Consider the following 15407-nt stretch of genomic DNA (forward strand, 5'->3'; position numbering starts at 1 on the left):
GCCGGGTCAGACCTGCTCGGACGGAGGGACGGACGGCCTTTCCTGTGTGGGGCTCGTCACCCAGGGGCCGGCGAGGGCCTCGTAGAACTCCTTCACCGCCGGGAAGTCGCCGTGTTTCGCGGTGACGGCCGCGCCGATCTGCCGTGCGCGGTGCACGAGGATGTCGGACCGGTGGTCGGCCGGCAGTTCGAGGATGGCCTCCCGCCCGGCCGCGAGCGCGGCGTCCGGGTTGCCGGCGTGGAGTTTGCACATGGCGCGGTCGATGCGGACGAGGGTCAGGTCGACGCGGTCGGTCGGCGAGTACAGGGTCAGGGCGTGGCTGAGCACCTCGTCGCCGTGCTTGTGGTCGCCGAGGCTGGTGAACGTGTCGCCCTCGTAGAACGCCATCTGCCGGTCGGTGAACCCGTACACGAGGTCGCTGGTGTCGGCCTTGGACAGCTGGTCGAACACCGAGCGCCCGCGGACGAGGGCGCGCCGGGCGCTGGGGGCGGCGTCGCCGCGTCCGCGCATGGCGAGCATGCCGAGCGCGCGGGCCTCCACGGCGGGCGCCATGGCCCCGGCGACGCCGGGCGTCCGGCCGGCGAGGTCCTGGGCCTTGCGGGCCAGGTGCAGCGCCTCGCGGGGGTCGCCGTAGTACATCGGCACGAGCGATTCGCGGACGGTCACCCAGGCGCGCAGCTGCCGGTCGCCGGTCTCGTCGGCGGCGGTGCGGGCCGTCCGGAAGAACGAGCGGGCCAGCCGGTGGTCGCCGAGATTGATCATGATCAGGCCGGACAGCCCGGACAGCTGCGCCGCGATCCGGCACAGCCGTTCCTGCAGCTCGACGGGCTGGCGCTTGTCGCACATGCGCCGCACCTCGCTGAAGTCCAGCAGGACGTCGCAGAGCATGCGCAGGGAAGGCGTCGCCTGGTACTGCTGGCCGTAGCCGTAGGTGGTCTCCTCCCACTGGTCGAGCATGGTCGGCGAGACGGTCGCGCCGACGAGCGTGTCGTCCATCTTGCGGCGCAGGTTGTCGACTGCCCCAAGGATCTGCCCGTCGAGCGCCACGCCCGCTCCGGCCAGAAGTTGGAGAAGGGTCCTACGAAGCACGATGTCCTCCTCTCCCACATCAATGGTCAGGGGGCCGTCAGCGCGGTTGTGGCCCCGTAGGTCGTTGACTGTTGCCCAGGGCCGCTCTCCGGCCCTGGGGACGATCGCCCCGACGAGCGTGTCGGGGGCGGTTGCCGCGTGCCGCTCCGCCGGCCGCGGCTTCGGGACGCTCGCGGCGCCCGGACGGACGGCGTGACCGCGTCCGCAGATACAGGGACTCTGGTAGTCGAGTGCGTCGGGCTCCACCCGGTAGACGGCGCACAGGTAGTGCAGGTATTCGGGGCCGGGCCGCTTGTAGCCGCTCTCGTAGGCGGACAGGAGCGTCTCCCCGAGGCGGGGCGGCGGTTTGCCGTCCACCTCGTAGAGGGCCCTGACCTGCGCCACGATGTCGGACAGCGCGACGCCGTGCGCCAGCCGGTGCGCCTTGACGCGGCTGGTGCCGAACAGCGGGCCGCACTGCTCGTGGATCTCCTGGGCGATCTCGACCGGGCCGCGGCCTCGGGCCAGAGCGTGCGCGCGGATCCGGCGAGCCGCTTCCGTCTCTTTCCGAGGGGGATCCGACATCGACTCCGGCCTCCTCCACCGTCCGGCCGGGACGCCGTTCCCCTCGGGGGAGGGCGATCGTCCCGCCACGGCGACCGGTCACATGGTCATGGCCACGACTGATAATCTCTTGCGCACGCAGCGTAACCCTCGTCACAGGGCCCGCCAAGCGATTCCGGCGAAGAAGCGGCCGCCGGGATGCCGACCGCCCCACGCGGGTAGAGATTCTTCCTCCGCAGGGGTGCGGACTTCCTCTGAGGTGGGGTAATCCGGTACTCCGCCGTATGCCCGATCACTTGACCAGCCACCGTGAGAGTTGCAATTCTCGCCGCGAGTGACCGAACGGACTCGCAGAGTTGATCAGTTGACCGGTCCTCGCCGACAGAGGGGGTGCGAAGGTGGTCAGCGACAGACGCGTCGGCTACCTGGAGGAACTGGAGCACGAACTCGACACGCAGGGCCTCGTCGCCCGCGTCGTCAGGACCCGCTCGGGCCCGGCGTTCCTGCGCGTCGTGAACCCGGAGGCCGCCAGCCTCGCGGAGGACGTCACGTGCGCACCGGCTCCCGAGACCAAGGACCACTACTTCTGGTGGTCGTGGGGCGAACGCATGCACCGCGTCGACGACGTGGGCGGCGCGGCCATGAAACTGGCCCACGTCCTCCAGCCCCTCCGCCGCTGACCGCTCCCTCCGTCGGCGATCAGCAGGCTCCCTGGAAAGCTCGGGCGCCGCCCCAACGGCGGCGCCCGTGAGACCGGGCGTGTCCCGCGGGGCCGTGGCCGGAACGGCGCGGCAGCCACGGACCTCGCGGGACACGTTCGCCGGATCAGCCCTCCCCGGCCAGGCCACGACACCCCGCGGCACCTCGCGGACACCGGGATGAACCGGTCGGAATCGTCCCCTACGATCGGCTCGAACCCGCCGCGGGACCACGGCGAGGTGTCCAGGCACCACAATGGCCGGGGAGGGTCTGCCGTATGTCACTTCTCGCCGCCGAGCCGTTCCTGCCCTGGGCGCAGGACGGAACCCCCGAGCACGCCTGCGGGGACCCGACGCCCACCACCGCGTGCCGGCTCGTCTGGAACGTCTCGCACAACAGCGGGTTCACCGAGTTCTTCTCGACCTGGCTCGACGGGCCCCTCACCACCCTCTTCTGGATCGTCGTCACCTTCGTGATCGCGCTGATCCTGAAGAGCATCGCGCACCGCATGATCACCAGGGTGACGGTGCGGATGTCCGAGGGCACGATGACGGAGCGGGCCAGGGAACGGTCCCGGACGGTCTTCGAGGGCAGCCCCACCCTGCTCAACAAGCGGCGGGCGCAGCGCGCGCAGACGCTCGGCTCGGTGCTGCGCTCCATCGCGTCCGTCCTGATCATGGGGACGGCTGCGTTCAGCATCCTCGGCTCGCTCGGCCTGAACCTCGCGCCGATCCTGGCCAGCGCGAGCGTCATCGGCGTCGCGGTCGGCTTCGGCGCGCAGAACATCGTCAAGGACCTCCTCGCCGGACTGTTCATGCTGCTGGAGGACCAGTACGGCGTCGGCGACTTCATCGACGTCGGCACCGCCAAGGGCACGGTCGAGGCCGTCACGCTGCGGGTCACCCGGATGCGGGACATGGACGGCGTCGTCTGGTACGTCCCGAACGGCGAGATCAAGAAGGTCGGGAACGAGTCGCAGAACTGGGGAAGGGCCGTCCTCGACATCCCCGTCGACATCCACGAGGACACCGAGAAGGTCAAGGAGATCCTGCAGGCCGCCGCCGACGAGCTCGCCGCCGACGAGCGGTGGAAGGACCTCGTCCTGGAGACGCCGTCGGTGTGGGGCGTGCAGGCGCTCGCCGGCGACGCCCTCGTGATCCGCGTCGTGCTGAAGACGGCGCCGGGCAAGCAGGGCGACATCGCCCGCGAGCTGCGCGAACGCGTCAAGCGGGCGTTCGACGAGGCGGGCGTCACGGTCGCCACCCCCGCCACCCCCTAGTGGATCAAGGTGAGGACGGCGCCGGCTCTCACATAGGGTGGGAGGCGCTATGGCTGAACAGGTGACCTTCTACGAAGCGGTCGGCGGCGAGGAGACCTTCCACCGGCTGGTGCACCGCTTCTACCAGGGCGTCGCGGACGACCCCGACCTTCGCGCCCTCTACCCCGAGGAAGACCTCGGGCCCGCCGAGGAGAGGCTGCGCCTCTTCCTGATCCAGTACTGGGGCGGCCCGACCACCTACAGTCAGCGGCGCGGGCATCCCAGGCTGCGGATGCGGCACGTCCCGTTCGTCATCGGCCAGGCCGAGCACGACGCCTGGCTGCGCCACATGCGGGACGCGGTCGACGAGCTGGAGCTGCCCGAGCACCTGGAGAAGCAGCTCTGGGACTACCTCACGATGGCCGCGCGGAGCATGGTGAACGCCCCGACATAAGCGGGTAGATCGCCCTGTATGACGCGATTCCCGTGGTGGCGTAACGCCGTCGTGTACGAGGTCTACGTCCGCAGTTTCGCCGACTCCGACGGGAACGGCGAGGGCGACCTCCAGGGGATCCGGTCCCGGCTCGGCCACCTGCGCGACCTCGGCGTGGACGCGCTGTGGCTCACCCCGTTCTACACGTCGCCGCTCGCGGACGGCGGCTACGACGTGGCCGACTACCGCGACGTCGACCCGCGCTTCGGCACGCTCGATGACTTCGACGCCCTGGTGGCGGACGTCCACGCGCACGGCCTCCGGCTGATCGTCGACATCGTGCCGAACCACTCGTCCGACCGGCACCCGTGGTTCCAGAAGGCGCTCGCCGCGCCGCCCGGGTCGCCCGAACGGTCCCGCTACATTTTCCGGTCGGGAAGGCAAGGCGAACAGTCCGTTCCGGGGCGTCACCCCGCAGGTGAACGTCGCGGCGAGGAGGAGCCGCCGAACGACTGGCCGTCCGCGTTCGGCGGCCCGGCCTGGACGCGGGTGGACGACGGCGAGTGGTACCTGCACCTGTACGCGCGCGAGCAGCCCGACTTCAACTGGCGCCACCCCGATGTGCGGCGAGAATTCGAGGAGATCCTGCGCTTCTGGCTCGACCGCGGCGTGGACGGCTTCCGCATCGACGTGGCCGCCGGACTGTTCAAGGACGAATCGTTCCGCGACCTGGACGGACGGAACCGCCACCTACTGAACGGCCCCATGTATGGCCGTCCAGAAGTCCACGACGTGTACCGGAAGTGGCGGCAGATCCTGGACGAGTACGACGACGATCGCATGGCCATAGGCGAGGTATGGACGGAAGGGACGGAAGACCTCGCGCTCTACCTGCGTCCAGACGAACTGCACCAGGTCTTCCAGTTCGACTTGCAACTCGCCCCATGGTCGGCGACGGCGTTCCGTGATGTGGTGACGGCCGCTGTGGAGGCCGTCGCGCCTACTGGGGCCGCGCCGACCTGGGTGCTGTCCAGTCACGACTCCATTCGTCATGTCACCCGGTATGAACAGCCGGAGAGCGTCCCTGGCATCGGCCATGCGCGGGCTAAGGCGGCGCTGCTCATGCTCTTGGCGCTTCCAGGGTCGGCGTACCTGTACCAGGGGGAGGAACTGGGCCTGCCAGAGGTGACCGACCTCCCGGACGAGGCGCGACAGGACCCGATCTGGAAACGCACGAACGGGCGACTGGCGGGACGGGACGGCTGCCGGGTCCCGCTCCCCTGGTCGGGCACCGCCGAGCCTTACGGCTTCTCGCCTGACGGCGTCCGTCCTTGGCTGCCGATGCCGGAACGGTGGGCGTCCATGACCGTCGAGGCGCAGTCGTCCGACCCGTCGTCCATGCTGGCGTTCTACCGCGAGGCGCTGGCGCTGCGCCGCCGCCTGCTGGACGACCTGCCCGCGGACATGGAGTGGCTCGGCTCCTCCGACACGGCCGTCTTCTTCAGGCGCGGCCCGCTCGTCTGCGCGCTCAACTGCGGCGAGAACCCGATCCGCCTCCCGCCGGGCAGCCCGCTCCTGACCAGCACTCCCCTGTACGGCGACCTCCTCCCGGGCAACGCCGCCGCCTGGCTCACCACCCGCTGAACGCGGCGACGCGGTGTGCCGGCCGCGCCAGGGGTCAGCGCACGGCACGGCACACCGCGAGTTCCGCTGTGGCAGTGGTCCTGCTGACGGCAGGTCCTGCCACGGCGGGGTTCCGCTACAGCGGCGGGCGCTGGAACTGGAGCGGATCGTCGGCGGACGGTCCGGTCGTGAGCGTCTGCGCGCCTGGGTCGACGCCCGCCCAGCGCTTGACGTACGCGATCGACTTGGCCTTCTCGTCGGCGGGCAGCCGGTCGATGAGGCGTGCGCTGTGGTTCATGCCAGGAGCGACGTACACGGCCGAGTCACGGCTTCCCCGGCCGAGACGGAACGGCTCGGAACCCCACGGGTCGTTCGAGCCGTAGAGGAACAGCATCTGGCTCGCGTTCCGCTGCACCCAGCGGTCGATGTCGCGCATGGCGCGGCCGTGGTCGAAACGCATCCGGATGTCGCTCGGGACGTACGTGCGCGGCTGGTAGCTGCTCTCGTACCGCAGCAGCGGGCGCAGGTGCTTGAACTTCGGCGAGGGCCAGCCGAGCTCGGTGCCCGCCTGGTAGTAGTACGGGATGTAGGGGGCGAGCCCCTGGTCGCTGTAGAAGGACAGGCCCGAGATGGTGTCGAGCGACTGGTAGAGCTCGTCGTCGGACGCGTCCACCGACGGCAGGGACGCGCAGTCGGACTGCAGGCTGTACTGCCAGAACGCCCACTCGTAGTCCATCACCGAGTTCTCGAACGCGCGGTCCTGGGTGCGCAGGATCTCGAACGTCCAACCGCCCTTGTCGGCGGCGGCCTTGAAGCGGTCGAGCATGGCGGGACGGCGTTCGAGGAACTCCCGCGCGAGGCCCTGGAGGTGGGCGCGGCACTTGGGGTCGTCGCCGACCGTCTGGAAGAACCTGTCGTAGGCGCGGTCGTCGTCGTTGCGCACGTCGTTCGGGGCCACGTAGACGACGCTGCCGTCGACGTCATGCGGGTAGAAGCGCTTGTGGTAGACGGCGGTCATGCCGCCCTTGCTGGCGCCCGTCGAAATCCACTTGGTGTTGTAAATCTTCTTCAGTTCGCGGATGAGCCGGTGCTCGTCCGTCGCGGCCTGCCAGATGTTGTCCTTCGTCCAGTCCGCGGGCTCGGGACGGGACGGGGTGAAGTAGCGGTACTCGACGGAGATCTGGTTGCCGTCGACCAGCGCCGCCGGCTCGGACGTGAACATCACCTCCGGCGTGTTGTAACCGCTGGTGTAGAGCACCATGGGCCGGTCGGCCGCCTTGTGCTGCAGCATGACGCGCTGCGCGAACCACTTCCCCTTGGGGTTGCGATGGTCGACCGGCTGTTTGTATTCGAGCCAGAACCACCGGTAACCGGGCAGCGTCGAAGTCTTCTCCGTCACCTGCATTCCGGGAATCGCCTTGAGCCGGTCGAGAATGTCGCCGGCCTGGGCCGTACCCGCTTGGGCGGTGCTCGCCTGGTCCGTGACTGCCAGCGCCGCAGTGGTGCCGGCCCCGGTCACTCCCGCGGCGAGCAGCAGTGCCATCGCTCCTCGTGAGACGCGCCGCATTTGTGCCCCTTCCACGTGGGATCTCCACATTCGCGTCGCGACAATAGAGCGAGAAGTGGGCCGGAAACGGATTGCTGCAGTGCTTGTTATCTATCCGTGACGGCCCGGTTGTCACCCGGACAGCCGGGGCCACAACGGTCAGATGGCGCCACCGGTGAGGAAGTGGGCGACCAGCCACCCGAGGCCGAGGACGAGGGCCAGCCGGCGCAGCTGCCAGCCGAGGGGCTTGCCGCGAATGGCGAAGACGTTCCAGACGAGCTCGGAGAGCGTGTCGCCGTCCCGGCGGTTGAAGACGGCGGGCAGCTCGATGGCGAAGAACATCAGGATCCAGAGGATCCATGCAGCGAGATAGGGGGACATTGGACGCTTTCTCCAGCGAAGACGAACTCCTTATTTCCGGTAATACCCGGTAATAATGATCGCTAGACGGCATCGAAACCGGCGTCCCTGCGTGGGGTGTTGGCGTCAGGCGGGTGGGGTGTTGGCGTCAGGCAGGTGGGGTCAGTGTGATGCCGTCGTCCCAGGGGGCCAGGCGCTCGAAGAACCGCTCGTCGTGCCAGCGGCCGTCCACGTGGATGTGGCGGCGGGCCGTCCCCACGGCCGTGAAACCGTTCCGCTCCAGGACGCGCTGTGACGCGAGGTTGTCGACCCTCGTGAACGCCTCGACGCGGTGGAGACCGAGGCCGTCGAAGGCCACGTCCAGCGCCTGCCTCAGCGCCTCGGTCGCGACACCGCGTCCGGCGTGCGCGCGCGCCACCCAGTAGCCGACGAAGCAAGTCTGCAGTGGGCCGCGCAGGATGTGGTTGAGCGATATCCGTCCGGCGAGCTCACCGTCGACCAGGATGACGCCGGGCCACATCTCCCCCGTCGCGTACGCCTCGACCAGGCTGTGCAGGTTGTCGCGCTGGCCGTCGACGGTGAAGTACGAGTCGTCGCGTTCCGGCTCCCAGGGACGCAGGTAGGCGCGGTTGGACCTGCAGAGCGCGGCGAGGGCCTCGGCGTCCGCCATCTGGACGACGCGGAGCCGCACCCCCGGCTGAGGGCGGTCGGCCAGCGGGGGCGGCGGGCCGGCGAGGGCCGTCATGCCGTGGGCGCCGTGTAGCGGCCGATGAACTCCCGTTCTTCCGGTGTGAAGCGGCGCAACCGGTTGGTCTCCGGGTCGAACGCGGCGAGGGTCGAGGTCGCCTCGACGTACACGTTCTCGTCGTCCCGCACCTCGTAGGCCAGCGTGAACGAGGCGGCGCGGGCCTCGGTCACCCACGTCTCCACCCGGATCGGGTAGACGGTCGGCAGCAGCGGCCGCAGGTAGTCGATCTCGTGCCGCGAGATCACCATGCCGCGGACCGGTTTCTCCCCCTTGCGGACCGGGTCGCCGTGGAACATCTCCAGCCGCGCGTCCTCCAGGTAGCCGAGGAACTTGACGTTGTTCACGTGGCCCTGGGAGTCGATGTCGCCGAACCGGACGTGGAACTCGTAGACGTGCCGGTACTCGGCTGCGGGCAGATCGGTCTGCTGCATGTCCTCGCCTGGGGGTACGGGGAACCGGTCCGGGCCGATGTTACCGGCAGTAGGTTCACCGGCCCGGCCCCTCCCCCGCGCGCCGCCCTCGGTGGTCGCGCGGCCGTCCCGGGTCACGCGTGCCGAACGGGCGCGGGCTCCTGCTCAACGGGTGTGGGTCTCACTGGGCAGGGGCGAACGGGTCGGACACCGTTCCGGTCGGGGTCGCGGAGGCCGCCGCCCGGACCAGGGCGACGAAGTCCTCCAGGCAGGAAATGCACTGGGAGGCGTGGTGGCTGAGCTCCTGGATCTCCTGGTCGCTGAGCACGCCGTTCGCCGGAGCGAAATCGCGGACGTGGGCGCACGAGGCCGCGTCCGGCTCGGACTCGGGCCGCGGACGGTCCGGGGACCGTTGCCTGCACGTGAACGCGGCCAGCATCTCGTCGATCCGGTCGGCGGCCTCCGTGTAGCCCGCCGCATAGGCCTCCGCGTACGCCTGCGCGGCCTCGGTGATCAGATGCAGTTCCTCCCGCTGGGCGCTGTAGGGGCCGGTCGCGGCGCACCGGTCGGCGAGCAGGTCGAGCGTCCGGCCGAGGCGGAGGGCCGCGTCCGCGTGGTCGCTCCTCGCCGCGACCCGGTACCAGCGGGCCGCCTCACCCAGGTTGCCGTCCGCGTCGTGGAGGCGGGCCAGTTCGTACGCGGCCCGGTCCAGGTCGAGGGAGTCGACGAACGCCGCGTGCCGCGCGCTGGCGATGTCGTCGAACTGCTGCCGGCGGATCTCCTCCTGCAGCCGTCCATAGCCGACCGCGAACTCGGCCTCGGGCATCCGGGCGATGGCGGACGCGGCGGCGGCCAGCATGGCGTCCAGATTCATGTGCGGCCCTCCAGTTCGACCGGCGCCGGCTCGCGGAGCAGTTCCTCCAGCCGCCTGCGCGCCCGGTGCACATGCGTCTTCGCCGAGCCTTCGCTCATGCCGAGGATCCGGGCGACCTCCGGCATCGGGAACTCCAGCAGGCAGTGCAGCGCGACGGCCTCCCGCTGGCGGCGGGGGAGGCTCCGCACCGCGGCCATGAGGTCGAGCCGCCCGTCCGTCCCGCGCTCCCCGGCGCTCGGAAGCCCGGCGTCCCCGCGCGTGATCATGTCGTCCAGCGACGTGCACTGCTCGCGCGCCTTCGCCTGCCAGCGCCGCAGCATGGTCGTCGCGACCCGGAACAGCCAGGCGCCCGGCTTGTCATACGTGACGAGCTCGTCCCACCTGCGCTGCGCGGCGAGCATGCACTCCTGCGCGATGTCCTCGACCCAGCGGCCGTCGGACGTCTGGGACCGCAGGTATCCGGTGATGCGCGGCATCCAGTGGCGGTAGAACTCGGGGAACGACGACAGCGTCTCGCGGGCCTCCCGGTCCGCGTTCACCGCATCGCTCCCGAGTCGGTGGACGTTCCGCACATGAGACGCACGCCTCCGTCCCCGGCCCCCTCGACCACCAGGACTCCCGGCGCCCGCCTTACCGCCGCCAGGACGCCCGGCGACCGCAGGACGGCGGCCAGGGTCGCACGCCGCTCGCGCTCCAGCAGGACGGCGGCGCGGCGGCCGACCGCCAGGCGCAGGACGTTCACCAGCCCGGGCCCCAGACACGCCGGAACGACCACGGCGACCTCCCACGACAGCGACTCGAACACGGGGACTCCTCGGGTATCCGCGCGATGCTGAGAGCGACTTCCGCCTCAGCAGTCTTACGCAAATAACTGCCGCCAGAGGTCACAATCGTTGACATCCATCCCAAAATAGCCGCACCACCTGCGCCGATATCGGAGCGTGATCGGCACCCCGCATGACCGCCAGGTCATTTCGGGGAGCCCGTTATCCGACCGCCAAAATGATCTCATTCATCCCACCTCACCAATGTCCGAAGCGCACTTTGCTCGTGCACCAGAACCAGTGAGAACGGCGGCAGCCACTGCCAATCCGAGGCGTTGGGACGACCTGCACCCCACTCGTCGAGGGCATTCGCGACACCTCATCACGTCAGGTCCAGGAGCCCGGCGCGGCGGTTGATCCTGATCGTTCATGAGCCGACGCAATCCGCCGCCCGACTCAGGACACGGCAAAGGACCCGAACAACCCGACGCGCATTCGACACCACCACCACGGGCGGAACGAGAGCGACGACCTGGCGATCGAACGGTTGAGCCCGACGTCGGGGACGGTGCCGTGCCGTCCAATCTCAGCATTCAGGGCCGTCCGTCAGTGCGCACGCGCCGAAACGGCGAGGCGGTGAGGCGGTGAATGGCGTACCGGCACCTCGGCTGGCCGCCGTTCCGCACCGCGCCTCCCAAGTGCCGTTGCCTTGGAAGGCGCAGTGCGGTGCGGACGGTCTGGGTCAGTCGCGCTTGAGCTTGCGGTGTGTGACGCGGTGCGGGCGGGCGGCGTCGGCGCCCAGGCGCTCGATCTTGTTCTTCTCGTAGTCGGCGAAGTTGCCCTCGAACCAGAACCAGTTCGAGCCCTCTTCCCACGCGAGGATGTGCGTGGCGATGCGGTCCAGGAACCACCGGTCGTGCGACGTGATCACGGCGCAGCCGGGGAACTCCAGGAGGGCGTTCTCCAGGCTGGACAGGGTCTCGGTGTCGAGGTCGTTGGTCGGCTCGTCCAGGAGAAGGATGTTGCCGCCCAGCTTGAGCGTCAGCGCCAGGTTCAGGCGGTTGCGCTCGCCGCCGGACAGGACGCCCGCCGGTTTCTGCTGGTCGGGGCCCTTGAACCCGAACGCCGCGACGTACGCGCGGGACGGCATCTCGACCTGCCCGACGTTGATGTGGTCGAGGCCGTCCGAGACGACCTGCCACACCGTCTTCTTCGGGTCGATGCCGCCGCGTCCCTGGTCGACGTAGGACACCTTGACGGTCTCGCCGAGCCGCAGTTCGCCGCCGTCCGGCTGCTCCTCGCCGACGATCATGCGGAAGAGCGTGGTCTTGCCGACGCCGTTCGGGCCGATGACGCCGACGATGCCGTTCGGCGGCAGGTTGAACGACAGGTCGTCCATCAGGACCCGGTCGTCGAAGCCCTTCGTCAGCTTGTCCGCCACGATGACGGTGTTGCCCAGGCGCGGGCCCGGCGGGATCTGGATCTCCTCGAAGTCCAGCTTGCGGGTCTTCGCGGCCTCGGCCGCCATCTCCTCGTACCGCTCCAGGCGGGCCTTGCTCTTCGTCTGCCGCGCCTTCGGGTTCGACCGGACCCACTCCAGCTCGTCCTGGAGGCGCTTCTTGCGCTTGGCGTCCTTGTTGCCCTCGACCTTCAGCCGCTCGGCCTTCTTCTCCAGGTAGACGGAGTAGTTGCCCTCGTAGGGGTAGCAGCGGCCCCGGTCGAGCTCCAGGATCCAGGTGGCGACGTTGTCGAGGAAGTACCGGTCGTGGGTGACGGCCAGGACGGTGCCCTCGTACTTGGCGAGGAACTGCTCCAGCCACTGGACGCTCTCCGCGTCGAGGTGGTTGGTGGGCTCGTCCAGCAGCAGCAGGTCGGGGGCTTCGAGCAGGAGCTTGCACAGCGCGACGCGGCGGCGCTCACCGCCCGACAGCTTCGTCACCTCGGCCTCGCCCGGCGGGCAGCGCAGCGCGTCCATCGCCTGTTCGAGCTGGCTGTCGAGGTCCCACGCGTTGCGGTGGTCGAGCTGCTCTTGGAGCTTGCCCATCTCCTCCATCAGCTCGTCGGAGTAGTCCGTCGCCATCTTCTCGGCGATCTCGTTGAACCGGTCGACCATCGCCTTGGTCTCGGCGACGCCCTCCTGCACGTTCCCGAGGACGGTCTTCTCCTCGTTCAGCGGCGGCTCCTGCTGCAACATGCCGACGGTGAACCCCGGCATGAGGCGCGCGTCCCCGTTGGACGGCTGTTCCAGACCGGCCATCATGCGCAGCAGCGTCGACTTACCGGTGCCGTTCGGTCCCAGGACACCGATCTTCGCGCCTGGAAGGAAGTGCAGGGTGACGTCGTCCAGGACAACCTTGTCGCCATGTGCCTTGCGCACACGCTGCATCGTGTAGATGTACTCGGCCATATCCGCAAGCCTAGAGGGTCCCGCGAACTGTTTATCGCACAGCTGCGCTCACACCAGGCCCCCGCGACGGGAAGTCAGACACGAACACACGAGACAGCCCACCCGCCTCCGTCCGCCTCTGCGGTAGGACCTCCGTGGCCCCAGAGTCGGGAGGCAAACACAACCACGCGGCCGGGCGGGCTGGGATCGTCTGGTCGTCTGGTCATGCGGTAGGAACACCGGCCGGGCAGGGCCGGAAGGCAACATTGATGTGTGGGGCCGGGTGGGTGGGATGGGGGCTGGGTGTGCGATTAGGCGGCGGGGGCGCCGGGGCCCTCCAGGGCGGGGAGGCAGACGCGGTCGCGGCCGGACGACTTGGCGCGGTAGAGGGCCAGGTCGGCGGCGGCCAGGAGTTCCAGGAGGTCCTCGCCGTGCGTGCGGAACAGCGCGACGCCCACGGACACGGTGACCGTCACCGTCCCCTCTTCGGCGGGGACGGCGAGTCGGCGCACCCGGCCCCGGAGCCGCTCCGCCACGCGGCACGCCTCGACGGTGTCGGCGCCCGGCAGGAGGACCACGAACTCCTCGCCGCCGAAGCGGCCCACGACGTCGTAGTCGCGCAGCTGGTGGCAGAGCGTGCTGGCGACGCCGACCAGCACCTGGTCGCCCATGAGGTGCCCGTGGGTGTCGTTGACCCGCTTGAAATGGTCGATGTCGATCAGCAGGAGCGCCACCGCGTCATGGGTGCGCTGCGCCCTGGACAGCTCGGTGTCGGCCTCCCGCTGCCATGCCGCCGCGTTGAGCAGCCCGGTCTTGGCGTCCGTGCGCGCGGCCGCCTGAAGTTGCTGGTGCATGAGGCTGCGCTGCAGCAGGACGACCGGTGGCAGCGCCAGGATCAGCAGGGCCAGCGACAGCGCGCTCGTGATCGCCACGAGGATGCCGACGCACAGCTCCACCACGTCCAGGAGGAGGCTCTCGCGCGTCCACAGGACGTCCCGCCAGCGGCTCTCGGGGTTCGCCGCGTGCGCTGCGACCGCGACGATCGCCGTGTTCACGACGGTGAACAGCGCCGCGCATCCCACGGCCGCCGGGATGCCCGGGTACGCGTCGACGAGCCACTGCGGCGCCCCCTCCAGCGGTTCGGGCACCACGAGGTGGAACACCATGGACGCGCCCGCCCCGGCGATCCCGTGCGCGCCCGCGACGAGGGCCCGCCGGTAGACCAGCGTCCGGCGCACCCGGAACTGCAGCAGCGCCTGGAGCGGGACGGGGATCAGGAGCACGTACACCGGCGGCAGCAGCAGCGCGACCGGCAGCCACCACGCCGACAGCAGGTCACGGGCGACTCCGGCCGGCATGCCGAGCCGCCGCGTCGCCTCGATGCAGACCGCCCCGCACGCCAGCAGGGCCGCGAACGTCGTCAGATCGTCGGCCCGGTAGGGCGTGCTGACCAGCCCCGCGACGGTGAGCCCGAGATGGACGGCCACGACCACCGGCACATAGATCACGAGCAGGGACGGACGCCCCAGTAGCGCCCGGCGCCTGGGCCTGCGGGCCAGCTCCCCACCACGGTCCTCGGCGGACGACTGCACTGCCGTCATCCTTCCCCCTTACGCGCATCACGTTGTGTAACACGATAGTTGCAACGTGTGCGGAAGGGGCGTGAAACAGGTACGTTCGGGAACGCACATGCGGGTGACCGTTGAGATCACCACGCATCAGGGTCCGCGGACTCGCGGCCCGAGGCAATCCTGAGGGGGATACCACCATGCGCGGCGTTTCCTGGATCTGACCAGGCCGCAGAACCCCGACGGTGCGGGGGTGCCGACCGGCGGCGACTGCATCTGTCGGCCACGCCCCCGCTCGCCAACCCCCGAGACAGACGCCGCACGTTCCCAAACCCCGGCGTCCCCGGACACCCCGTCCCTGGGTACCACGGCCTCGAACACCCCCTCCCCGAACACCGTCTCCCCTGACGCCGTCTCCCTAGGGCCGCCCCCCTGACACCGCGCCTCCGGCCACCGCGCCTTGGCGGGCGGTGCGCCTCAGGGCGTCGGGTTGGCGGGCGGTGTGGTACGGGGGCGCGTTGGGTGGCGTTGCGGGCTCGAGGGGCGCCTTGCTGGGCGTTGTCTTGGGGCTCTGGGCAGGTTGCGGGACGCGGTGGCTCCGGGGGGTTAGGCGGCCTTGGGTTGGTCCTCGTCAGTTGTGGGGGTGGTCAGGGCCCATTCATCGGCCGCGTCGCGGGCCAGTTGGAGGTCTTCTTCGTTGAGGGGGCCGCCTCGCTGGATGGGGCGGAAGTCGGCCGTGCCGCGGACGAGGTCGGGGCCGAGCGTGGTGGCCTCGACCTCGGCGGAGAAGCGCCATTGGCCCTCGCGCTCGTACTGCCGGATGCGCAGGCGGCCCGTGACGAGGACGGGGGTGCCGCGCTGGAACTCGGACGCGTTGACGTTGTCGGCGAGGTTCCGCCAGCAGTTGACGGTCAGGAACAGCGTGTCGATGTCCTGCCACTGGCCGGACTGCCGGTCGTAGCGCCGGGGCGTGCAGCCGACCCTGAGGGACAGGAACGGCGTTCCGTTGGTCGTCACGGCGTAGCGGGGCTCTGCGGCGACCCAGCCGGTGATGGTGATGTGCGCCTCGTTCATCGCGGTCCTCCGTTGTCTCGCGCGTACGAGTC

14 protein-coding genes and 1 pseudogene are annotated in these 15407 nt (G+C 69.9%); 4 read left to right on the plus strand and 11 right to left on the minus strand.

Translation table 11 applies throughout. The features are described 5' to 3' along the window. Positions 1-6: 6 nt before the first annotated feature. Positions 7-1653, minus strand: a complete 1647-nt coding sequence (locus ACH34T_RS08430) for an XRE family transcriptional regulator (protein ID WP_395991429.1) — start codon at positions 1651-1653, stop codon at positions 7-9. Positions 1654-2030: 377 nt separating this feature from the next. On the opposite strand from ACH34T_RS08430, the gene ACH34T_RS08435 reads away from it, so the two are divergent. The 4 genes and pseudogenes from ACH34T_RS08435 to ACH34T_RS08450 all read left to right on the plus strand — a co-directional run bounded on the left by ACH34T_RS08435 (position 2031) and on the right by ACH34T_RS08450 (position 5666). Continuing rightward, entirely contained in the window at positions 2031-2312 is a 282-nt protein-coding gene (locus tag ACH34T_RS08435; RefSeq protein WP_395991430.1) for a hypothetical protein, read from the plus strand. 296 nt (positions 2313-2608) lie between these two features. Beyond that, entirely contained in the window at positions 2609-3610 is a 1002-nt protein-coding gene (locus ACH34T_RS08440) for a mechanosensitive ion channel family protein (RefSeq protein WP_395991431.1), read from the plus strand. Between the two features lie 61 nt (positions 3611-3671). Next, positions 3672-4037 (plus strand): annotated as a pseudogene (locus tag ACH34T_RS08445) (globin); the annotation flags it as partial. A 24-nt stretch (positions 4038-4061) separates the two neighbouring features. After that, on the plus strand, positions 4062-5666 hold the full coding sequence (locus ACH34T_RS08450) for an alpha-amylase family glycosyl hydrolase (RefSeq protein ID WP_395991432.1): 1605 nt from the start codon (positions 4062-4064) through the stop codon (positions 5664-5666). Positions 5667-5781: 115 nt separating this feature from the next. Here ACH34T_RS08450 and ACH34T_RS08455 read toward each other — a convergent pair whose 3' ends face one another. The 10 genes from ACH34T_RS08455 to ACH34T_RS08500 all read right to left on the minus strand — a co-directional run bounded on the left by ACH34T_RS08455 (position 5782) and on the right by ACH34T_RS08500 (position 15375). Next, positions 5782-7188: a S28 family serine protease gene (locus ACH34T_RS08455; RefSeq protein WP_395991433.1), complete on the minus strand. Its 1407-nt coding sequence runs from the start codon at positions 7186-7188 to the stop codon at positions 5782-5784. A gap of 162 nt (positions 7189-7350) precedes the next feature. After that, positions 7351-7572, minus strand: coding sequence for a hypothetical protein (locus ACH34T_RS08460; protein ID WP_395991434.1), 222 nt, complete (start codon positions 7570-7572; stop codon positions 7351-7353). Between the two features lie 127 nt (positions 7573-7699). Continuing rightward, positions 7700-8296, minus strand: coding sequence for a GNAT family N-acetyltransferase (locus ACH34T_RS08465; protein ID WP_395991435.1), 597 nt, complete (start codon positions 8294-8296; stop codon positions 7700-7702). Then, positions 8293-8730 carry an acyl-CoA thioesterase gene (locus tag ACH34T_RS08470; protein ID WP_395991436.1) on the minus strand — a complete coding sequence of 146 codons (438 nt, stop codon included), beginning with the start codon at positions 8728-8730 and terminating at the stop codon, positions 8293-8295. The genes ACH34T_RS08465 and ACH34T_RS08470 overlap by 4 nt, the downstream gene beginning before the upstream one ends. A 160-nt stretch (positions 8731-8890) precedes the next feature. Continuing rightward, positions 8891-9583 (minus strand): hypothetical protein, encoded by a 693-nt coding sequence (locus tag ACH34T_RS08475; protein WP_395991437.1) that lies wholly within the window; start codon positions 9581-9583, stop codon positions 8891-8893. Beyond that, complete coding sequence (locus ACH34T_RS08480) at positions 9580-10122, minus strand: RNA polymerase sigma factor (protein WP_395991438.1); 543 nt, start codon at positions 10120-10122, stop codon at positions 9580-9582. The genes ACH34T_RS08475 and ACH34T_RS08480 overlap by 4 nt, the downstream gene beginning before the upstream one ends. Continuing rightward, a complete protein-coding gene (locus ACH34T_RS08485; protein ID WP_395991439.1) occupies positions 10119-10388 on the minus strand; it encodes a hypothetical protein in 270 nt (89 codons plus the stop codon). The genes ACH34T_RS08480 and ACH34T_RS08485 overlap by 4 nt, the downstream gene beginning before the upstream one ends. Positions 10389-11089: 701 nt before the next feature. Then, positions 11090-12754: an energy-dependent translational throttle protein EttA gene (gene ettA / locus ACH34T_RS08490; protein WP_395991440.1), complete on the minus strand. Its 1665-nt coding sequence runs from the start codon at positions 12752-12754 to the stop codon at positions 11090-11092. A 290-nt stretch (positions 12755-13044) separates the two neighbouring features. After that, positions 13045-14334, minus strand: a complete 1290-nt coding sequence (locus ACH34T_RS08495) for a GGDEF domain-containing protein (RefSeq protein ID WP_395991441.1) — start codon at positions 14332-14334, stop codon at positions 13045-13047. A gap of 573 nt (positions 14335-14907) precedes the next feature. Beyond that, the gene (locus ACH34T_RS08500; RefSeq protein ID WP_395991442.1) at positions 14908-15375 is read right to left on the minus strand and encodes a single-stranded DNA-binding protein; all 468 of its coding nucleotides are present in this window, start codon (positions 15373-15375) and stop codon (positions 14908-14910) included. Positions 15376-15407: the final 32 nt, after the last annotated feature.

The organism is Actinomadura sp. 9N215 (genome assembly GCF_044326345.1).
Classification (GTDB): domain Bacteria; phylum Actinomycetota; class Actinomycetes; order Streptosporangiales; family Streptosporangiaceae; genus Spirillospora.